Genomic DNA, 23,243 nt, shown 5'->3' with positions numbered 1-23,243 from the left:
AATACAGTCGACTCTAATGATATAATAAACCATTAGTCTATTCGACAAAAAAAACTAATAATTCCTTCTGGATCGGAATAATATGTCTTTACGTCCTCTGTTACAAAGTCTTGTATGGTTATGAACTTTCTGATATCAGTGGCTATAAGGTACTGGATCAGTCCAAACAAACACGCTTTATCGTAACCAGGATGTACAGGGTATCAAAATTGTGATGGATATTCTTCTAACGTACATCTGAATATTACCTTTCATTTCATTTTTCGCCCTCCTCTTCACTACTAATTCCCCAGCAATTCTCGAACTCCCATGCAGAATTGCTCTTCAGATGGGGTCAGCCCGTTATCCGAATCCTCTTCGCCTAATTCACCATTAACCCCATAAAAATAAAGGTTGCTTTTCAGTTGAGATGAAAACCACGGATTCCCTTGTTGATATCGCCGAATTTCAGCATCGTTTTCATCTGGATATACCAGAATACCCGGAGCCGAATACCCATGATCGGAGAAAGCATCCATATACGCATGAATCTGGTACAAATCATTTCGTTCCAAACCCGTTGGTTTTGATAACGTTACAAAAGTGTGCTTATATTTTGCATCGACTACCGCTAGCACTTGTTTCGAAGATGGCATCCGTATAATAAAATCCGGCTTTAAAGAAGCTATTTTCTTCCCGTTCCTGTTTACAAACAAATTGCCAACGGCTTCTCTAACTCGTCCAGTATGGATCACTTCTATCCCTGCTAGAGCATTTCTTAGAAGATGATAAACATAAAGCTCCCAAATTTCAGCCATATCCAAGAGGGTTCCTGTTACTTCTTGGCCCCCGTTTGAAGAGACCCCAAATGATTTTTGTTGCAAAATCCTCAAAGTCAAATCAACAACGGGGCGATAGGATTCCAGGATGGGGGTGTATTTAATTTTGGGAATCTTATAAATGGTTTTATAGCTTCTACACCCTTCGGATTGGAGTAAAAGGCCTATGATTTCCCTTCCTCTGTCGGACAACCAGTTATGTGCATTTCGATGCCCCAATTCCTTCTTAATTCTTCTATAACCGTTGCTGAGTATGTACGCAATGTCAGGATGAACAACCTTGGACCTGGATAGACTTGCAAGTCGATTCGTTCCCTTGCCTATCTCTAGAGCCGTTTCCATCACTTTCATACGACCGCGCAGAGATGGAGCCTTCAGTGTTTCTTCCATTCGAGTATACGGTAACCCATGCTTGGCTCCACGGATAAGCTGCTCACCCCAAATTCGGGCTATTAGTTCCCACAGCCACATATTCGCATTACGATAGGAGCCCTTACTCTGGATCATTCGCACTCCCCATATAGTGCTAATCCAACGATGAAAAGAGCTTTCATAACGTGGTGTTATACGTAGAGTTCTCCCCATATATTGGATCTCTCCAACATACCTTCCCGCATACCAGCGTCCATGGCGAAATTCGATTACTGGCTCATCATCCGATTTGTCAGTGAGACGAATTGTGAACAGTTCTTTATCGAGATAAAGGCACAAATTCTGCAACCATATCTTCTCATCATCATTTATTAAGCCGATCTCAGATAAGTCATTTGCAATGATTTCTGTTCTTCCTTGTGCGGACTTCATACCTTCCCCCACAGGAAAGTGCTTTTCGCTTGTTCCATAAATTGCTTTCTTTCGTATGAATCGGCCCCGGACAAATACTGCTCCAATAACGGAGCCAACGAATAATTCCACAAAGCAGTTACAGGCCCACGAGCTTGCTTATTCCGGTTCCATAGTACTTGCTGAACGCCCGGTTGTGAATAAATATACTTCTGGGCAAATGAAACCACGTCACTGAAATAGGTATGACCAATGACATAAAGCGGTCCCATATGTTCATGCCCAGCTATTAAATGATTCAACTGGACGCAACGTTCCGCTAGAAGTTCAAATTCATCCTCCACACGGTTCCATTTACGAGGTTTTCCATACTTCTGCGGCCAACGTTCCCATTTTCCCTTCAGTAGAGTGACTAGATCATTACGATCGAATCCTCGGAAAAACCAGAGAAATCTGCGGCGAAGTGCAAAATCGACTTGTTCCAGCGATTGGTCAATCAAATTCATAGTTCCAATAATATATAGATTCTCGGGTACTGTTAACGGATATGGTTGGCCATCCTGACCGGCAAGCAGCACAGCACTTTCACGATCCTCCATTAAGGAAAAGCACTCTCCCAACACCTTGCTGAGATCCGCCCGGTTCATTTCATCGAGAATGAGGACAAAAGGCAAGCCTTTACCGATTCCGGCTTCCGCTGCTTCAATTTCCTCTAAGACCTGTAAAAATACGCCTTTTTTATAGACGGTCCGATTCTGTTCAAGCTGCATCCCCCGTATAAAATCTTCGTATCCATAGCCCGGATGGAATTGTACACGGCGAATCCTCCGCTCTACTAGCTTGTTCACATCCTCTTGCTTTTTAAAGAATTCCCCCGCTCCCCACAGGCGTAATGTCTCTTGGCGAATAAACTGTCCGGCTAATTGCTTTGCTTCATGAGTTTTCCCGGTTCCCGGAGGTCCATACAAAACAATCTGCTTCTTGATTTGCAGCCCTTGAATGGGTAGAACCTCCGAATCATGGTCACTATAATCCCAACATTCAACGAGTGGACTTCGATAGAAATCAAGATCCTTTTCTCCAAGAATGTCTTCGAGCTTTGTTCGAATAGCCAGGATGCGATCATCAATATCTTCAGGCACGGAGTCTTCATCCAGAATTTCCAGGAAGGCCTCAACAATCTGTTGCTTATGACCCTGACTCGCCATTCTTTCATATTGATCAGGGTATAGGAGGTGCAAAATAATATGTCGGGATAGCGGGTTCGTGTCCTCCTTTATAGTATCGAGCATATTTCGTACCTTTAAATGGTCGGATAAAAACACAATCCGGTCATTTTCAGGTTTCTGCAGAACCGCATCTGCGAACATAGCTATATATCGTATTTCATAATAACGTCTTGTATTGTAGGCGATACCCGGTCCGCCTATGCCATGCTCCAATGCTGTCAGCGCCTCATTCTGATCGTCCAGTGTAAGTCCGGCAAATGATGCAATCGTATTCAGAAGTTCTTTTTTCTTCGAAATGTAATCGTGGAGGGAAACAGCAAGTAGAGATAGACAAGTTCACATGCAAGCTGAACAACCTCAGGCTTCTGACCCTTCAGTTGCCCTTGCAGTTTGTTCTCAAAGATCTCTGAAGATTCATCCACATTCTCTATAAAGCAGGCTTTAAATGCATTCAAATTCGCAGTGCTCCAAATTTGCTCAGAGGGCCAAAGTAATGATGTGCCATTAATGAGGCTCATCCTTTTCCATTGATCTGCATGATGGTAAACGGAGGTAGTATCCCATTCCTTAAATTGTGCCATGAATTTCATCCTCACTAATGTTGATTTCCAAATGCCGTACAACGCGATTATATATATCTTCCAGATCATTGATAATCTGTGGCCGGTGGGTTTGAATCTGGGGACACGGATGATAGTAGTAATATCCTGACTTTTGTTTGGGGTGCGCCTTTCCAAAGATTGGGACGCATGAGGTCTGAATTAACGAGACCCATTTATCTTTAATTTGAACAAAAGGACGCCAATGTCTCTTGTGCTTTTTCACTCCCCAACCCAGGAGAATCCATGGATGTTGTTTCAACTCGACCAATTCAATCAATGACTCATCAAATTGAAAATCCCCTTTTGTAACAAGCTCCACGAATTGCTCTATTACATCTTGATCATCTGTATTTTGCAGCCAGAACAAATTATAAAATTTAAATTGCCCCTCTAGGGATTGTCCATAAATTCGTTCCAATAACGTGGCCAATTGATTCATGGTTGGATCAGGAATAACTTGGCCATGTGCCTTTCCATCTGCTAATAAACGAGAGTATACTTCAGGAGCGACTTTTTCCAACGTGGCTGACCCCGGATTAAGTAGTACACAACATCCTAAAGATTTCGTTGAGTCTCCCCACTGAAGATGGGCGGATGTACGATATATATGTTCACCTCGTTTGAGAAACTGGCCATAAGCCCGGAATTTATCCATATTCCTCACTCCTTGGGTTAATGTACCGCGACATCAAATTGCTTAAGCTCCTTATCCGAAAGATTTTTGTAAATGGTTGATTACCAACAATCCCCCAGCCTTGTGCAGCGGCTCATTCTGCTTTTCGCAATGAAATAACTGAATGCACGATGGGCAGCCTTCCGAACAACCACAGCCACTGATGATCTGTTGGGCTTTCTCCAAGAGAACCCCGAACTTTTCCGCAACAACCTCGACTATACCCGAACCGCCTCCTGCTTGGCTGTCGTAGAAGAACATTCCAGGCATTCCAAACAAGGCTGAGCCAGAATAAAAAGAGGTGTGCTGAAAATCAGCCATACTGCACCTTACAACAGCCGGTATCGCCGAAGCTATGGTATGTTCAACGGCATGAAGACTTCCCTCAACCAGGGTCTCCAAGTCAATGGATTCGCGATTCTGCACATCCTTGAGCAAACCTCTAAGTTCATCCCTTCCTTGGAGATCCCACATCAACCAAAACGCCTCGGTTTGGAAACTGACAGGATATGTGTTTGTTAATTGCACGGTTTCGGGAGGCGTTGCGCCGTGATTGTAGATTTTTTTGTAGCCAAATGTACTTCGTTTTACGATGATGTTTCCAAGATTGGATTTGATCGCCGCGTCACTTATCAGAGGATTGGTTATATCATGGATTTCAATGCTATCACGAACAATTCCGCGAGTATGATAATCCGTTCTTACTGGCTCTACAACCACTTTGCGTTGCCTGTTATTGACCCACTTGACCTTATAGAAGGTACGATTGTCAGGCCCCAGAAATACGGCATCTACGTGATAATCTCGAATCAAAGAACGTCCGTCCACACTTTGAAATAGGATGTCCTCATTCCACCCGTTCTTGGTTACAACCGTATAGGTATCGCCCATAGTGAACAAAGTTTGATACCGGGGTGTTTCTCCTTGATAGTGTAGTTTCCCTTCAATCTGCTGCCACTGGTCGCTTGCCTCCGCAACCACCTTGCGAAGCGCCGAAGAGCGAACATAATTCATAGCATTCGTCAACGTCCCTCCCAGTTCGTGAGCCGCGTATGCGAGATGCTCCTTTAATAGCTTGGGATTCGTTGTATTGATCGCCGCAGATTCAGGCGAAAACGTAAAGAATTCTTCAGGGTTGCGGGCAAAGTATTGCTGCAATGGCTCTTCCTGAACCATCATAATCACCACACCGTCTCTGCTTCGCCCCACACGCCCAGCCTGCTGCCAGAAGGAGGCCTGAGAACCTGGATATCCAAGCAAAATACATACATCCAGACACTTCACATCAATTCCGACCTCTAGGGCGCTAGTGGTGACCACTCCAAGGATCTCGCCTTGCTCAAGTTTTTGTATGGTTCGTTCTTTAACTTCCTGCGTGAGGTATGCATGATACGGCAGAAAAAACTCATGTGGTTCGTCTGCCGAAAGCCCGGCATGATCATGAAGATGGCTGCGCAAGATCATGTTTAATTCACGACTTAAAAGCTGGGCTTGTTGGCGGTTGCTTGTGAAAATGATACTTCTTGGCCATCTTCCATCCTTGTAGATCGTGCGCAGAATTTCATAGAGATCGGAAACAACAGCCCTTTTCTTCTGCTCATCGTCTGATAAGCCAGGATTCCACATCAAAATCGCTTTTTTCTTTACTGGCGCTTGTACACCCGATATTTCATGAAATCCTTTCAGTCCACGCATTCCTGTTAATTCTTCAGCTAGATACTTTGGATTAGCAATGGTAGCCGAGCAGGCAATAAACTGGACGTTTTTATTCCCCAACCTGTCACATAACATTCTTAATCTGCGAAGGACCAAAGAAACCTTTGAACCTAACAAGCCTGAGTATTGATGAAGCTCATCAATAACAACAAACCGAAGATTTTGCAGAAAGCGCAACAGTCCAGGACCTTTCCCCTTAGGTGAACTTGCACCTTGAAGAATTAAGTGCAGATAGTGAACGTTGGTCAGCCAATAGCGCCCCTCAGAGAACACGAAGCTAGACGCCTGATCTTTTCTCATATGCTCTGGAACGTTCCGTTGCCCATGAAGAAGTCCAACAGATATTTGTTGTCCATTCACAGTGAATCGCGAAAATCCATTAAGCGAAATTTTATTTCCCTGCTCTTCTATATCATCGGCCCATTCTTTCAAATGGGTAAACTGATCTTCGACCAATGCTTTGAACGGAGCCAAATATAGCGCACACGCATCCGGATCAGATACCAATTTTTCCATGATGGGAACATTGTAAGCCAATGATTTTCCCGATGCGGTTTTCGTACAGAGAACGACATTGCGTCCTTCCCGGATGTTCTGTATGGCTTCTCCTTGATGCTCATACAGCTTATTGATCCCCAGAGAATGAAGCTTCCGTTGCAGCCAACTGGGCATAAGGATTTCAGCATAAGCGCCTTGATTGGCGTCAATTTGATGTAGATGTACGTCGCTTCGGACACGAGTTCCTACTTCAAGCAAGTTCTGGACGAGCATATCGCTATCGAATGCTTGTTGCACGGGAAGTCTTCGGTCTGAGATCATTTCCATTTCTTCCGGTGTCAACATCCCGTCCAAGATCAAGCATCCATCATGCGTACAATAAACGCCGGCTTGTTTGTTTATATAGGACTCCATATCGGGTTCAAGTGAGCGCCACTCCGAAAAGCGAATCCCGTTTGCACGTTGATGGATATAACGGTAATATCCTTTCGGATCAGCTTTATAACCGATTTGGACAAAGTCTCCATATGGCCGTTGGCCTCCACAAGAAGAGCAGATTACAGGCATTCTTAATCGTTCCCTTCAATCAGTATCTTCAGCAGCATTTTGGCCCCAGGTTTGAACAGTTCAATATTCCCTTTACCGGGGAGCTGGACGCAACTAGGACATCCTTCAGTACAAGAGCAGCTTTCAATAAGCTCAAGCGCTTTTCGAAGCACATGAGGGAGTTTCTCGTAAATCGCCTCGATGGTTCCGAGGCCGGAGCCATTCTCGCCATAGAAGCCGATAACAGGTCGATTAGCAAAAGCCGTCATTGCACTCGCCGAAAAACCTGTAAAGTCATTCGCGTCACAAATAATGAGGTCAGGAATAACGGAAGTCATAGCGTGACCTGCAGCGTGAAGAGAGCCTTCGGCCAACAGATCAACGGGTCTGCCTTCATCTACCCATTCCTGGATGTTATTTTTCAAGTGGCCCCATTGGGAATCCGTTAATGTAACCCACATTCCTTCGGGAGTAAATCGGGTGACGGACGGATGGTCCAATTGAACCTGCTCCGATTCATGCTTCTGTCCGAAATAAACCTTCTTATAACCGAAGACGCTCCGCTTGATCTCTAGTTCACCATAGGCCATATCGATTCCTTCGATATTTTGCTTCTGGTAAGTCTGCATAATATCGATGGCATCACGATAAGTAGATTGGGTGTAATAAGTTAGTTCTTGAATGGGCAATAGAATGATTTCGCCTTTTCTGCGATTGATAGAGTCTACTCGATAGCCTTTTTCTCCAGGAGTCCAATAGATCGCGCCTTCATGGAAGTCACGAAGAGCACTCCATTCATCCAGACCGTCAACGATCGTTTGATCCTGTCCACGAATGGTGACGCTGTAGTTTTGCCCGGAGATGGATCGAAGGCTAAACTTTTTATCAACGACTTCCTCTTGATTCGCTGATGCGGCAACCTGGAGAACAGTCTCGATATAGTCTTCAACTAATCCGGGGAACATGTTCTGCAAGTCTTCCTTCGTGACTTCTCTCCCTAGCTCTTCTCTCAGTAGAGGAATATGCAAAGCCAACAACTTGTAATTTGTTGGATTAATTCGAACTACTTCCGGAGCCTTGTGAATAAACTCCAGTGGGTTTCGCATGTAATACTGCTGAAGCGGTTCGTCCTGCAGGATCAAGACAGCGACTCCCTCGCCTTTGCGGCCTACGCGCCCAATCTGTTGGGAGAACGCCGCTTTCGATCCGGGATAACCAACAAGAACGGCGAGACTCAGATCACCGATATCAATCCCGACTTCAAGGGCATTGGTCGTAATAATGACATGAATATCGTGGGACTTGAGACGCTCAATAATCCGTTTCCGGGTATCATTCGGTAGAATTCCAGTATAAAAAGCCGCGAGTTTCTCTCCGTCCACTTTCTCCTTAGGTAGTCGGAGAGGCTGGCGCAATACGTCTTTGATATAACGGGTAAACACCATCGTCTGGCTGCGAGAAGGCTGAAAAATGATGCTCTTAATCACCTTCTGATCCACAGTCATAATTTGTTTCGCCATCGTAATCGCATCGGTAGAAGGCGCGCGGCGGACCTGTTCGTCGGCAGACATGCCAGGATTCCAGAGGACGATTTCCTTCTTCTGATGGGCGGAACCATCTGTATTGATGAGGGTAAAGCCACTTAGCCCCGTAAGATCCTCTGCTAATCTAGCAGGGTTCTCAATCGTTGCAGAGCTCGTGATAATCTGGATATTGTGTGCATTACCCAGTTCTCGGCAAACCTTCAGCAGACGTCTGAGTACTAATGCGACATGACTTCCGAATGTGCCGCGGTACATATGCATCTCATCAAGCACAATAAATTTAAGGTTCCGCAGATAATTCCGAATGTGGTGCGCGGTCGCATACTTCACCTTCTGAACTTGCCCGAGAATAGAGTAATGAATCATATCTGGATTCGTCATCCATACCTGTGCCTTCTCCATGATTCGCTGCCGCGGCCCATTCTCGGTATCCCCATCCAGCCGACCAATATGAATCAGACGATCTCCCAAATGCAACTGGGTCTCAAACCATTCATCCAGGGAAGAAGGATTCTCCGTCAGTTGCAAGCCAAACCGCCTAATTTGATCCAATTGATCATTTGCTAACGCTTTTGTTGGAAATATGTATAACGCACGTTCTTCGGGATGGTTATATAAACGACTAAGAATCGGCAGGTTATAGGACAACGTCTTTCCGGATGACGTTGAAGTGACCAAGACAACATTAGAACCAGAATGGACTGCATCGGCCGTTTCTGCTTGGTGTGAATATAACTGCTTAATTCCCATTCGATATAAGGCGTCCTTAATGGGCTCCGGTGTAGATTCAGGAATATCTGCAAAAGTTGCTTCTTTGGCAGGAAGTGTATGTACATAAATCTCAGCGGCCTCTTCCTCGGCCAACTTCTTCAGCTTATCCAGTACATCTTCTGATGAAAATTCATGACTTACGACGCCAGGAATTCGGTTATCCTCACATAGTACAAATTCTTCTTTCTCTAGAGGAACGATAGCAAAACAAGACGGACAGTAAATTCCTTCTGCGAATCCTCGGAGGTTTTCAATTACGGGAGTCCAGTCTGAACATTTAATCCCGGTTGGCGAATATTCAAGTAATCGTTGCTCCCCAACTTGGCTGATTTTATTGGAAATTTGAATTGCCTTTAGCATATTGGTGCATTCCGAGCATTTCAGAAATGCCATTACCTAATCCCTCCATCGCTAATGTCTGTTGATCCTATTTAAACATAATGATTAGACAATAGGTTGTCATCGAATATACGTTCCTGTGAAATAAAATCCCTTTATTGATAATTCGACAATATAGGCATTAAGTCCTTGTTTATGTAAATTCGCACAAAAAAAGACGACCACTATGATCGTCTTTCGTGATTTCTCAGTTTTTTTTCTTATCATCTGAATGTGTCTTGCCTTCACTACATTAACTCGCTCATCAGGACCAAATATTCGTTCGGCCCTACCCACATAACTAAGGAAGTTCCTATTTTTTAAATCCTTGCTATCCTCATGCTCATGATATCCAAATTTTCGATAGAGGCGTATGCTTTTAATGATTACTTTTGTTTTTGGATCATCTTTGCTTCTCAGAATCTTCTTTATATTTCGATTCAACTTATTATAATACTTCGAAATGGTCTTATCCCTAATAGTTACAGCATTCCCATCGAAAGAAAAACCTAAGTAATCAATTTTCTTTTTTCCTGTCATACATAATAAAGCATCGCGGATGTCAAATGATTCTATGTTGCCTATACTGCATTCAAAAAGTTGGGTTTTATCAGGCTCCAACACCAGTGACGGTGTTGCATGTATGATTGACATCAAGAAGGCAAGTTCTTGTTCCAATGGTAACGCCTTATCTTTTGGAAGGATAACAATAAAATCATCGCTATACCTCATATACATTCCATCTTTGGAAGTAACATATGAATTTATCTTAGCATCGAACTCAAGCATGTATATATTTGACAACACAGCACTTATTGCCGATCCTTGAGGAATGCCGAACGATTTTTTATTTGGAGTAACCATGTCCTTCTTTAAGGCCTTAAATTTACTCCAAGGTATCGCCAAATCTTGTTTGTTTAGTCGCTTAATTCCAGAAAGATTTAACAAATGCCCATTTTCTTTCAAAAGGTCGGATAATTCCCATGTTGAATATTTAGTGATGTTTTTAAATACCGCATAATAATCGTTAGGAAGCTTATCTTTTTGAAGCAGTTGACACATTCGCTTTTTTAAGTATTGATGGTCAAGGCTGTCGAAAAAGTTTTTAAAGTCCCCGATGACGACATAGCATTCTTTAAGTTCTTTTATTTTGTCAAAAGCCTGTTTAGCAAAATGAATATTATTCATGTGCAGATTGTTGCGATAAGCAATCGAGCATTGATCAAGACCGTCAATAGATACTCTTTTGTTATATTCTTCATTTAATTGATAAGCGTAGTACTGATAGATATACCGATCCATGTGTGCGGAATAACAAATTTCACGGTTTTTGGTACTCTTACCTTTGGATTTACTATACTTCGTAATTTTCAATGTATGGTGGATAAAAGGAAGAAAGCCATGAGTTTTTATTTTTAGTGGATCAGAGATATAATCCCATGCTTCATTTATGGTTATTTTTCTATCGAAATGGGCATAGCCTCGGAATTTCATCTTTTTCTTCCACTCATCCACAGTCATAAATTCCCCCATAAAGTGCAATACCTGCCAACACGGGGGGTAGCATCCCTAAGTTGGCAGGTATGATGTAATAGTATTGCAGCCACCCGTACATTACGCATGAACAACTATGCTAAGATAGTTGAGGAGGCGTGTTCAATGTGGAGTGCTAGTTGGTTGCTGTGTGAGTTCGTGTCCACCAGTGAACTGTGTCAGTGTGTCTTGTGCGTGCTACTGCTCGCCAGACCCTTGACTTCAATCTCCAACCCTTACAGCAGGTCTGCAAGGCAAAATTATAGTATCATAGTTTCATAGATTTGGCAAACCAAAATTCGACAAAAAATTGTGACTCTCGTTCACTCAACCCCTAATGCCTTAAACACAGCATCTTCCGCACTCTGGTAGAAGATAATATTGAAGCAGCCAATCAATTCAGACGGGACAGTTCCAAGATCAACTGCTGATGTAATTGGAATCAAGACCTTCTTGGCTCCGCTGTCCAAGCAAACCTGCAATGTATTCGCCAGTTCTTCGACTTTCATGATCGTGCCACCGATACTTAAGTCACCCAACACTACGGAGGAACCTAGAGCAGGTTTATTCAAGGCTACCGAACATATAGCTACTACAGCAGGTAAGGTCAGATACTTGGTCATGCCAATACCGTTCATGTCTTGGATGTGCATGAGGTAATCCTTTGTGGTCGTACTAATCGATCCACTAATATTTTTACCATTCGCTTTTAAGTACCGATACGCCGTATCAACAGCTTCCCTGGCTTCACGATCCGAACCAAGACCTGTTTTCTCAAATTTTCCAGTACCCGAGGTCATTTGCATCTCTAATTTGTAGACCCCAATCATACCAGACTTTCCATGCGATACCGTGTAAATATGACCGGGCTTGCCCATTCCCTCTGGGATTAGTTTGCCGCCTCCCTGCTCTGGAACTGGTACAAATTCCTCGTTGAAAGTTTCTTGATCGATATACGAAAAATTCACATCATAGAATTCCATGCCGCCTATCTTTTTCAACTGCTCTTTTACTCTTCTGCGCATTTCCAAAGCGAATCTCAGAATTTCCTCAACATTCTCTTTGGTGAATTGCCCGTTGGGGTAAATCAATTTGGTTAATCCTGACACCGTTCTTCTTACCGCGATTACATCTCGCTGGTTCAGATTATTACCCAACTTAAAAAATTTCTCAAATGCATCTCCGTAGGAGATTTTACGAAGCTCACGCATGATCTCCGCAAAGTAGTCCGTAATAAAACCGTAATCATTCGTAAAATATTCAGGCCGATACTTAGGGATTTCCCAACCGGGAATATAGCAATGCATGCGATCAAGGAATGCAGAATCGTTAGCCATTGCATCTGGGAACGGATCAAACAAGTGTGACGTCTTTAATACTACGTCGACACTTTGATTAATGTTGCCAACGAATGTCATGGAAGCATAGGCATTCTTCTCCTCCTTGCCTCTTGCGAAAGAACCAGAAGCCATATAATCTTTCATGATTTGTACGCCGTCTTGATCTTTAAACTTGATACCGGCCACTTCATCGAACGCTACACAATCCCACAAACCAACGAGCCCCACCGTTTTGCTGCCCATGTTGTAGAATAAATTGGCTACTGTAGTCTGCCCTCCGGAGACAAGTATACTATTGGGGCTAATTTCTTTATAAATATGGGATTTCCCCGTTCCTCTTGGCCCGAGTTCGCACAGGTTGTAGTTATTTTCTATAAGTGGAATCAATCTAGCCAAATGCAGCCATTTGACCCGTTTATTAAATTGTGAAGGCTCCATCCCTGTGCTTCTTAAAACAAGATCAATCCATTCATCGTCGGTAAAATGGGCTCTTGCATGCTTGACTTCCTCGATATCCAAACTCGGCATCTGTATGGGTGTCAGCTTGCGGATAATGAACGGGCAGCGATTTTTGTCGGCTTCATCATAAAAATATTCCAGTTGGACAATACACCAAATCCCCCCGCAGAGAAGTCGCTCATAGTCGGAAACGTGTGTTTCTGCAATAGGAACCCCTTTAATTCCAAGATTGGAAAATTCGGATTCGTAGATATCATTCTTATAATTTAATTTGACAGAAACCTTATCAATTACAGTATAGCTGCCACGTTCGCGCAGCTTGGAAATAATCTTCTGCGCTTCATCCGGACGTACATAGTTTTCGGCCAAGATTAGTTTTACATTAACGACCCCGGCTTCAATCTCTTCTTCATCCATTGATGAACAGTACATCCCGAGCAAATATTCCAATACGTAGACCGGAACGTTAGCTCCTTCTTTGATTCTCTTGGTCAGATCTTTCCTGACAATTTTCCCTGAGAACCAAGTTTTCAATTTTTCTATCATTTCCGATTGGCCATCCGTCCCCTGATGAACGTCGTCGATCACATACTCACCACCTATACATTGAATCCAAAGTCATTTGCAAAAGCAATATCCAACACTACCTCATGGCGAAGGACTTCCAGGTCATTTGTTTCATCAAATGCAACAAGATAATGTCGTTTCGACTTATCGTATTGTTTATTTTTAAAATTAAAGCGGAGGCGGAACATTCGTTTTTGCGGGTCAGCATCTTTCTTATCTGCAATATAAATGTTCTCGTTAGAAATCTTCTCGTTGTCTTCGGATATGAATAAAATCTTGAAACTTGTTCCCTTCAGGACATCACTAATCGGCTCGTTCTGAATGAAATCAAGGGTTGTAATCAAGTTCGTAATTTTCTGAACCATACTGATCAGCGCAATCTGGATGGTTCTCGTCTCTTTATGCCCTTTTTCCGTTTTAATATCCAGCACTGGAATAATCATTTCCTGCGGGGATGACCCGCCATGTACATAGTTCTGACCACCGCCAGCTACCTTGAACACGTTAGAACTAATCGGGAATGATACCACTTTGGTATCATGATTGCCAAGAATTCGGCTTAATGGCAAAGAAGCAATACCATCCCCCAGAATTGATTGATCGGATACAATAAAACGCCGGTTAACAAACGATCCTTTCTCGGAAATATTCGCGATCTTATCGCTTTCCTGCAGCTTGTCGCGCTTATAGATAAACCCGTGATCCGCAGTTACGATATAATGAGTAGCACTTACATGGTCTGTGAGCTGGCGAATCAGATCGTGGATTTCATTTATAGCTTCCTCACAAGCAGTAAAAACCTCGTTCTCAGTATTAGCTTTATCGCCGCGGGCATCAATTTGATTATGATAAATATAGATGACGTCCATCCCGACAAATAACTGACGGATCGCATCTCTTTTCATCAATTTGAGGTCGTCATATTGAATGCAGCGGCTATTAGGATTATAGCGTTGTAGCAGAGCTTCACGCTGCTTCAGATCATCACAAGATGCCCCATCCACCAGTACACGGTAATCCTCTGTCATTTCTATTGTTTTGTGTGGAAGGAGTGCCGCCATTCCAAGCCGCGTATACGATGGCAATACACCAAGCATAGATTCAAATTTCACAGTACATTTCTCATCATCCTGTAATCTCGCAAACAATGAACGGCCCGTCTCATAACGCATAGCATCGGATATAATGATGACTACACGTTCTTTGCTGTTGCGAACATATCGAGAGTAGAAATCCCTCTGTAACGGCAATACCGTAATAGATTCATCGCAATCAATAACCGCGTTCCACTTTGAAATGATTTCAGCCAAATATTTATTGGTATAGATGTTCTCAATCAGATCACGCAGTCGCTCGAATGCAACATTGTCCTTAAGTTTGTCGAAATAGGTGTAGAAATATCGATAATGCGTATCCATAAGATAGTCAGTTTTGCAGTATTGGCTGACAATCCCCTTGAAATCTTCGGGGCAGTGATATTTCGCTTGTAAAATCAGAAAATAGGCATGTTCCATTAGATGATACTGTTCTTTGTAGATATCTCCAAAATGCCGCTTTCTCCGTTCTTGGCAGATCAGCGGGATGGTCATTCCTTTCAGATGAGCACCAGTATCCTCAACCAAGAGCCGCCCCACAATCCAACGAATAATCATTTGATCAATAAACGAAAATGCATCGCATCGCAACAAATCTTCGACGTTTACGGATTCCAAGGTAGAAGCGGCATTCAATCCCGTGGCCACAATCTCGGATAATTCGTTATATCTATCACGGTAGAGCAAACTATTCATCAGGTTGTCCAAGAAAGCAATAATATTGCCGGACTTATAAGAAACAAAGCTTTTCCAAGCCTTAGGAAGTTCGGTATCGATATACCGATCCGTGTAGGTAACGAACATGGTAACGACCAGCTTCTCAAGCGTCGGATTGGAATCCGTATAATCAAAATAGTCCTCACAAAGTCGCCAGTAAGCAGGAAGGAGATCGTACTTTTCAAAATCTGCAAGAAATTTGTTGCCCTGCAAGCCGCTATCTGTTAAGACGACACGAACAACTTCCTCGAAGGAAGCTGTTCGTGTTTTGCAAAGTACGCTCATCAGAGCAATTTCAATGGTGTCTTTAGTAAAGTTTTCAATCTCTAAATCATAAAACCGTTGAGTCCTGTCTTTTGCCCCAAAGAATTTAATATATTTCTGGATGAGCGGCTTATACTTCTCATCAATTCCGAGGTCAACAGATAGCAGAGAAGCACGATCGGCAAAAAATTCTTTGGAATATTTAATGGTATCGGCCAGATGATTATCCCGAACGTGCGGTTTGGGGAACGGTGCATAAATCAAATAATTCGTTGTTCGATCCAACCGTTCCAGAAAGTACTTGGTATAAAACTGGTTGTCGGGCTCCAAACGATACAGTTTAGCATTATTTAATTCAAGAGTATGAACGTCTTCAGAAAATTCAGCTTTATCGTCATACCAGAATACCAGTTTGCGGGTTTCGCCAGTGAACTCGGCATTCAACTTGTCGGCAATTTGTTTCAAATTCAGTTCAGCCATACGACCCGCTCCTTCCCATCATGATTAAATCTTCGCCAGCACATCCAGCTTCTTGCCGTCTGTTCCCGTCTGCACTTTATCGTAATTGACTTTCAGACCATCGTCCAGATCAATCGGTATGCGTGCAAGCGCTAGATGTGCAATCTTTTCGTCATATTCTTTGGTTTCTTTCAACTGCCGGATCAGCTTTTCCTTTCGTTTCGTTGCCGCGGCTACTTCCCGCGCATTATTGCTGTTGTCAATGGTCTCCTGCATCCGCGTGATCTCGCTCTCGTAGACACGCTGCATCCGATGCAGATAGTCAATCCGCAAGTTGCCGATGGTATCCTCGTTATAACGGTGCATGTAGATCAAAGCCTTGAAGCCGTCTTCCTTCCCACTATCATAGAGCCAGTAGATTGGACGTTTTTGATAAACCTTGCAATGGTCTTTAAAGAAGTCTTTAAGAAAGTAATTCCGAATTACTTCTCTAGAAGTATTTCCTTTGTTACCAAGTGCTTTGGCGATAAAGTCAAGATTTTCTTCGAGCGTATCCGAACCAAATGATTTTTTCAGGAATGCGCAGAACAAACCAACAATATCGTCCTCGAAGTATTCTTCGTCGGTAATCGGGATAACATTATCTTTATCCGGTATGAAGGTGGTGTATTTGCTGTCATCCCAGTCACCACCGGCATAAGCTAATCCTTCGAAATTAAGACTGTAACGACCAAACATACAGCCAACGGCATATGAGAGAAATGAACGAACATCACGGCCTAAGTCTGCTTTTCGGATGGTTACATCTTTCTCTTCGACTTCAGGAGACAGTTCATCTTGCAATCCGTAAATTTTAATAAAAATTCGGTTAAGTTCTTCTTCGTTACCTTTTAGCTTTAATATAAGTTCTGCGATAAAATCATCCCATGCTATGAATATTTGCTCCAGACGACTAGACCCTATATGCACGCCCAAGAAAGGATGTCGAACAAAGTCCCAACTAACTTCATAAGCATCCCATTCTTTTTTAGATAATGATATATTTTCTTTTGTTAGTTGATCTATTTCATTACTCTCTATTATACTATAAGGAAGTTTCTCTATATCCCCACTAATAATACTAAGTCCTGGTGAAATAATATTTGTAAAGTATCTACATACTTTACTATTCATATAAGAGAGTACTGCATATATATTTCTTTTATCAGGAAATCCTTTAAGCCCTACCGAACTAAACACGAAACCTTGAGGATCATATCTTACCGAAAGCTCTGAGGCGATTTTTGACCATGTTAAACCTTCACGAAAATAATATTGCCTTGAAGGAAGATGATTTCCTAAAAGAAGCAATTCATCATAGCTCTTTCGGTCCATTTTAATCACTTTTTCATTATTTCCAAACCATTTTCTATATTCGCCCCCTTTATCTAAGGGGAAATATTTGTAACCCGAATTAATAGCTTCCTCGATTGATGTCATTGCATTTGAAAACAATGATGCGTTTATTTCATGCCAATACCTTACAAATTTTTCATCATTTCCGGTAGATGTTCCTTGTTTAGGCAGTAAAATTTCTTTAATTTTTTCATAACTTCCAAAAGCTAATACTGCTTTTTTGGTGATCCAGTAAGCAATTGGTATCCCCGGTATTTGATAAAAATACTCTTTTGGTGCAGTATACTTTCGATTTCCGGACAAAAAAGCATCTTTTTTTTCGTTTTCACCAACTACATCAACAAGCCTTATATATTCACTTCTATATCTAGATATCTGTCTTGGCCTTATTACAAATGCTGTCGTTTGGACAATTTCACCACCAATTGCATCAAAAGCCCTCGGCCCTAAATGAGCCATATTCACAATATCATTTAATAATATTTTTTTCGTAAATTCTCGTAACTTGATAGAAACATCCATGCGTTTTGTGTAATCATCGAAAGATAACCTTCTCTTTTAACATATTGATTACATCTTTCGATAAACACCGCAAATAAATCTGTCTTGCTATCTGGAAAATTAATTTTTATATATTCTAAAAGCCTGAAATCCATCCCACTACTTCCCATATAAGGAGGATTCGTAGCCACCACATCGTACTTTCCTGCCAAAACTTCCATAAACTCCACCATCTGACGAAGCTGGGTTTGACTTTCCACTAATCCAAATGTTTCGAGACTCATCTGACCGTTAAAACTTAGATTATCAATAAACTCATGCAATTTTCCCCAGTTCAAGTCCTTAACTTTCAATATTGAACCATACTCTTTAGCATCTTTCAAAGTATCCAATAAGTAGCACGTCTCGTTTAGGGCAACTTTTCGTTCCATATCTATCATACCATGACCAAAATAATCAAGGTGTCCTCGATTTAACTCGTTGCTCTCCTGAATCGTGTAAAGATGACACTTAGTTTCACCATCCAAAATTCGACGGTTGTATTGTCTAGCTTTCATCATTACAGCGAAATATGCAAGTTGGTAAGCTCGGTTATCAATATCCAGTCCGTATAAGTTGTGTTCAATAATACTCCTGGCAGCATCACGCTGGCTGTATCCATAGCTCTCATAAATCTGCATAAGTACATCAAAAGCGTATACCAGAATATGGCCACTGCCCATGCATGGATCAATAACCTTAATATCTTCCAGCTTGATGTTCTTGTACTCTTCCCGAATCCAGTCCAGTTGCACCTGCACTTCCGGTTCCTGCTCAGCCTCGTCTAAGTAATATTTCCATTTAGCTTTTAGTTCGTCGTTCGGGTGACCTTCTAACCAAAGACGGCCCAGGCTGTTTTCAACCATATATCGAACAATCCAATCCGGTGTAAACAACTGAGTAGCGGCTGGAATTCGCTCCTTCGTAATTTTGACGTTCTTCTTCAGCAATGCGAAGGTTTCGTCTTTCGGCTCTGTGTTGTAGTATTGATATAACCACCCAATAATTTCAACCTGCCCCTCTTTTCCCACGTTGAAATCATCTTCCGGAATATCGTGTACCAATCGATACACAACACCATCCTTATCCGTAAAGGACACATTCATCAGCAGTTCAGTATAGTCATTCGTTTGCTGAAACAGTTCAGGCAAAATTGCATTCAGTGAATTACACTGTTTGATAAATAGCATCCTGAACAGTTCGTCCAACTTATTTTCATTTTTCAACTGAATGATTCGATCTTTCTCATAAGGTGTATAATCCAAATCTGCATCAAAAGGAGATGTCACCAAGTCCGGTTCAATCTTGGAACTGCTCTCCGAAGATAAAACCCTGCTTCTTGAAGGCAAATAATCGTTCACTTCCATAAAACGCACAGCAATAAGTCGGTTAAACCAGGTATAGGCAACCTCTTCAATGACGCTATTATAAGCCGTTTTATAATCAGACTGCTTTTCTTTTTGTTGTATGATATCAACCAAATGCTTGCGTTGCTCAATTTCCACATTTTTGATGGAATAAGGTTCCATGGCTCCAATGTCAAAAAACTGAACATCCTTCGTAGATTGCGGGAGGGGATTTCCAATCCCCTTCTCCGTAATCCCCAACAACCCTGCCTTGTACGTGATATCTGCAATGAGCTTCTTTCTTGCCCATATGGCAAAGTTTTTGATTGCGGTCTTATTCATCTGCAATGTCTCCCTTAAAACTCGATATTGATGATCGTGTCTGCATCCAACTCTTTCAGGATTCGTTCTTTAAGCGCAGCAATATACTTGTCAACGTCTTGCGGGGTTTCAATCTGCCAAGATGCGGCAAGGTTCACACTCTTAATACTAATGTTCTTTCTCTTCTTAATTTTCGGCTGAGGCATAGGCTCTGGATTCACAGTGTTGTTTTGATTATATTTCTCACTTTCCTCTTTAACCTTGTCGCGCGCAATTTGCTCGTCTTTTCTAGATAATTCATTTAACAGTCGTACTTTCAACGCATCAGCTTCCACTTTAATATTCTGCATGGTCGCGACATTGTTGCATGTTCTAGCCTTTTCCGTAATTTCAAGAAAAAGTTGATGGAAGCGACTAGAAAATTGGTCTTTGTATCCTTTTGTATCCAATACATCAAATACTCGTTTCCGGGCATCTTCTATCGCCGTGATTACGGGAGCTTCCATATCCTGCAATAACTTCGCATAAAGCTCTGTGAATTGATCCAGTAATGCAGGCAATTTAGGAATTTCACTATAAGGAGATTCTTTTTTCAAGATCGCTTTTATTTCATTAACAACTTGTTCGACTTTTTCTTCTACGATAAAGGTCTTACTTTCCTCGTAGATGTTCATTAAGTTCAGAGCTTTTTCAAATACCTTCTTTTGCTCCCCGTCAAAGAATAATTTGACCGGTTCGTAGTCATCAGCAAAATCAAGGTAATCGTCCCGATCCGCATGAAGCTTCTTGAAAAATTCCGTCGGAGATTGAATCTGAAGAATGGCGCGAAGCAAACTTTTTCCGAGTGCGACAACTTTTTGCCCAGGGAAAGACTTTGCCTGGTACATGATTTCAAATTTCTCTAGCTCATTCAATATATCCCTGCTGTACTTCTGGAAGCTCTGCATCATGGCATCATCATCTTCATTGACGCTAGAGGTGCCGAATAATTCCTTCATGACTTCGCGAACAGCTTTCTTTTGGTTGTCGGATGCTCTTTCCCTTCGCTCAGTCAACAGCTTCTCGACAAAATCCCTCTTGGTAACGTAGTTAATAATTTCTTCCTGCGATTTATTCAGCAAGGTGACACTGGTTCCATTCACGGTAAATGAGATATCGCCGTTCTTGAAAAGTTTGGCGACGAGCCATTCCATATCATCCTCCACGAAACCATACGGTGCTTTCATAAAACGATCCATCAAACTCTTCATGGATGTTTTCGTGTGCATGGAAGAATTATTGGAAATAAAACTGAGCATATCGTTTAACGCATGGATGTTCGGTTCGGTAGTGCCGTCCAACGAAAGCGTAATCTGGTTTTCATTCTTGAACATGGCGCGAATATTGGCTTCACTCATGGGAGTGTCAATATACGGCAGTTTATGATAAACGATCGAAACGAGGCGTCCAAGTGCATCATTCATCCTTGCTGTGATGTCTTTTGAAGCAATCTGGGCTTTGTCCCCATTCACATAAATATCAGCACTCTTCAAGGATTCGCTCAAGAATAACTTCGCGTTTCCATTTCTCTCACGCATCTCCACACGCTTGGCTTCCTTGATTTGTTCGAATTTGGTCAATGTGCTGGAAGTATTCAAGCGCAGATATTTTTCAATTTTGAGAGCATTCCTGATTTCATCCAGAAAGGCGGAATCATTCGGGAGTACGACTAGAATTTCTCTTCCCTGCCCCGAAATCATGCGCAAGGTTGTCTCATCGGTACTATAATCGCTGCTCGGAGTGAGTACCCGTATTCCGATGTCGTGGCTCTGATTCGATTTATACGGCCGGTCATCCACGAATCGATTGAAAGCAAAATTATATCTGCCATTAAAGGCTGGGTAACGATATTTGTCGCCTTTGAAAATATCATCATAGATGAGTTCCGATACTTTACTGATAACCTCCGCCATCTCCACATTCTGGCTGTCAATTTCACGGTTTATCTCTTGTTCTTCATTGGTCAAGAACACGTAGATATCGCCATTCTTCTGGATTAATGTTTGATTGGCAAGAATTTTCAATGCTTCTTCTACTTGTTGTTTCAATTCCATTCTGTCAGTATCTATATCCGCGATCATCAAACTGGTAATATTATCGATGTTGGCTTTAATTTCTTTCACATACTTGATCATAAACAACGTTTTCAATACGTTTACCGCGAAGCAGTCGTCTTTCTTGTCGGGGTTAATATAATCGTTATCCATTGCGCGGCTGATGACGCCCTTATGGCTATGATCCAGGAATTGATGCAGCGCATCGTAGAACATATTAAAAGGGATTAACGTACCTTCTGGACGATCCATCAGTTTTACCGCCGATTCCTTAAACAAAGCAATCATGGATCGCTCGCCTTCAGCCAGATGCTTGCCCGATGCCCCGTGAGTTCTGATGGAGGTCAGGACGCTCCCTAGCAAATTGAATTGATAAGGCACAAAAGGATAAACAGCTGCAAAGTCGCGGTCGTCTGCATATAGCTTCTTTTCGATGCCGTCATTGAAGACAATCAAGTTCTTGATAATGGTGGCTTTCTGCTCGTACAGTAATCTTAGCGTCTGCTCGGCTGTCGTGTTTTTATCCAGAATTCTCTTCTTGATTACCTCATCGACATTAGCTGAAGAAAGAGACAAGCGTGTATCGAACCGCCCTTGAATCTTGGAGAAGTCGTTCCCCTTCGTCTTGGTAATGGAATCAATGTCTTGTTGGCTGGTAACGACAATCCAAACCTTACCATTGCATGCCGTCCCTAGATCCTCGGTTACCGTTTGCAAATTCAGCATCAGCTTCGAGTCATCCCCTATGTACTGACCAATCTCATCTACGAGGAATACAATGTGGCGATTGCTCCTCTTCCGATCGATATATTCTTTCACCAGACGCGCAAAATGTTCAATGCTAATGGAGTATGGCTCCGATGCTTTCTCGCACCAGTTACGAGCCGCGGCTTCGCTCATAAATCCCATTTCTGCTAGTACTTCCACTATGCTGTCTTGAATAAAATCAAACTTATGCCGCGATTCTTCCCACGGCTTACCAAAATTCTCTTGAAAGAGGTTCTTAAATTCTTCATAGCGGTCTACCTCAACAAGTTGCCTTTCCAAATCTGCCAGAAATGGAATGGAGCCGCAAAACCCTTGCATTTCATTAAATACTTTAAGAAAAACGGACACAATGGCATCCTTGGAATGCTTTCCGGTCATTTCACTCTTGGAATCAATATTGAACAGAACGACATCCGTAGGAACACTAGCAGCAAGTTTCATGTCTGCCAGCACCATGGAGTCAACGATTTTGTTATCTTCTATGAAGTAATCCAGTGCTCTCTTACCTTGCACTTCTTTATTGTCTAGTAGATACGATAGAATTTTCAGAAAGTGGGATTTACCGCTACCGAAGAAGCCGGAAATCCACACACCCATTTTATCGGTGTATCCGTTAATCCCCTTCTTATAACTTGAGAAGAAATCCGCAAAGTGCTTTTGCAGTTCCTTTGTCACCACGTATTCTTCAAGTTCTTGCTTAATATTTTCTTCATCGGCTTGACCAACTTTGATAACACCTTTAATATCCCGATCGATTTCTCTAACGAACATATCTTTGATCTTCATATC

General features: G+C 42.3%; 10 protein-coding genes and 1 pseudogene. All 11 read right to left on the bottom strand.

Annotated elements, in window-relative coordinates; translation table 11 throughout:
* Positions 1-281: 281 nt before the first annotated feature.
* Complete coding sequence (locus TCA2_RS24380) at positions 282-1,622, bottom strand: hypothetical protein (RefSeq protein WP_047914205.1); 1,341 nt, start codon at positions 1,620-1,622, stop codon at positions 282-284.
* A complete protein-coding gene (locus TCA2_RS24375; protein WP_047914204.1) occupies positions 1,619-3,043 on the bottom strand; it encodes an McrB family protein in 1,425 nt (474 codons plus the stop codon). The genes TCA2_RS24380 and TCA2_RS24375 overlap by 4 nt, the downstream gene beginning before the upstream one ends.
* Before the next feature lie 59 nt (positions 3,044-3,102).
* Positions 3,103-3,411, bottom strand: a complete 309-nt coding sequence (locus TCA2_RS24370; protein ID WP_047914203.1) for a hypothetical protein — start codon at positions 3,409-3,411, stop codon at positions 3,103-3,105.
* Complete coding sequence (locus TCA2_RS24365) at positions 3,398-4,087, bottom strand: hypothetical protein (RefSeq protein WP_052512286.1); 690 nt, start codon at positions 4,085-4,087, stop codon at positions 3,398-3,400. Before TCA2_RS24365 ends, TCA2_RS24370 begins: the two co-directional genes overlap by 14 nt.
* Positions 4,088-4,138: 51 nt before the next feature.
* On the bottom strand, positions 4,139-6,664 hold the full coding sequence (locus tag TCA2_RS24360) for a DEAD/DEAH box helicase (protein ID WP_193746118.1): 2,526 nt from the start codon (positions 6,662-6,664) through the stop codon (positions 4,139-4,141).
* 224 nt (positions 6,665-6,888) lie between these two features.
* Complete coding sequence (locus TCA2_RS24355; protein ID WP_047914201.1) at positions 6,889-9,573, bottom strand: DEAD/DEAH box helicase; 2,685 nt, start codon at positions 9,571-9,573, stop codon at positions 6,889-6,891.
* 66 nt (positions 9,574-9,639) lie between these two features.
* On the bottom strand, positions 9,640-11,073 hold the full coding sequence (locus TCA2_RS24350; RefSeq protein WP_238546507.1) for a reverse transcriptase/maturase family protein: 1,434 nt from the start codon (positions 11,071-11,073) through the stop codon (positions 9,640-9,642).
* A 341-nt stretch (positions 11,074-11,414) separates the two neighbouring features.
* A complete protein-coding gene (brxL, locus tag TCA2_RS24345) occupies positions 11,415-13,436 on the bottom strand; it encodes a protease Lon-related BREX system protein BrxL (RefSeq protein WP_047914214.1) in 2,022 nt (673 codons plus the stop codon).
* Between the two features lie 53 nt (positions 13,437-13,489).
* Positions 13,490-16,012, bottom strand: coding sequence for a BREX-1 system phosphatase PglZ type A (gene pglZ / locus TCA2_RS24340; RefSeq protein WP_047914200.1), 2,523 nt, complete (start codon positions 16,010-16,012; stop codon positions 13,490-13,492).
* Between the two features lie 24 nt (positions 16,013-16,036).
* Positions 16,037-19,614, bottom strand: a pseudogene (pglX, locus tag TCA2_RS24335) (BREX-1 system adenine-specific DNA-methyltransferase PglX).
* Positions 19,615-19,628: 14 nt separating this feature from the next.
* Positions 19,629-23,240 (bottom strand): BREX system P-loop protein BrxC, encoded by a 3,612-nt coding sequence (gene brxC / locus TCA2_RS24330; protein ID WP_047914199.1) that lies wholly within the window; start codon positions 23,238-23,240, stop codon positions 19,629-19,631.
* Between the last annotated feature and the right edge of the window lie 3 nt (positions 23,241-23,243).

Source organism: Paenibacillus sp. TCA20, from assembly GCF_000732325.1.
In the GTDB taxonomy this organism is placed as follows: Bacteria; Bacillota; Bacilli; order Paenibacillales; family Paenibacillaceae; genus Paenibacillus; species Paenibacillus urinalis.
The sequence above is the reverse complement of the archived record's forward strand: the minus strand, read 5'-3'. Positions and strand labels throughout refer to the sequence as shown.

What these genes read in the sequence shown, in the direction of transcription:
- TCA2_RS24380 (WP_047914205.1), bottom strand. Translation starts at nt 1,622, where the DNA reads ATGAAGTCCGCACAAGGAAGAACAGAAATCATTGCAAATGACTTATCT.
- TCA2_RS24370 (WP_047914203.1), bottom strand. Translation starts at nt 3,411, where the DNA reads ATGGCACAATTTAAGGAATGGGATACTACCTCCGTTTACCATCATGCA.
- TCA2_RS24365 (WP_052512286.1), bottom strand. Translation starts at nt 4,087, where the DNA reads ATGGATAAATTCCGGGCTTATGGCCAGTTTCTCAAACGAGGTGAACAT.
- TCA2_RS24360 (WP_193746118.1), bottom strand. Translation starts at nt 6,664, where the DNA reads ATGTTGACACCGGAAGAAATGGAAATGATCTCAGACCGAAGACTTCCC.
- TCA2_RS24355 (WP_047914201.1), bottom strand. Translation starts at nt 9,573, where the DNA reads ATGGCATTTCTGAAATGCTCGGAATGCACCAATATGCTAAAGGCAATT.
- brxL (WP_047914214.1), bottom strand. Translation starts at nt 13,436, where the DNA reads ATGATAGAAAAATTGAAAACTTGGTTCTCAGGGAAAATTGTCAGGAAA.
- pglZ (WP_047914200.1), bottom strand. Translation starts at nt 16,012, where the DNA reads ATGGCTGAACTGAATTTGAAACAAATTGCCGACAAGTTGAATGCCGAG.
- brxC (WP_047914199.1), bottom strand. Translation starts at nt 23,240, where the DNA reads ATGAAGATCAAAGATATGTTCGTTAGAGAAATCGATCGGGATATTAAA.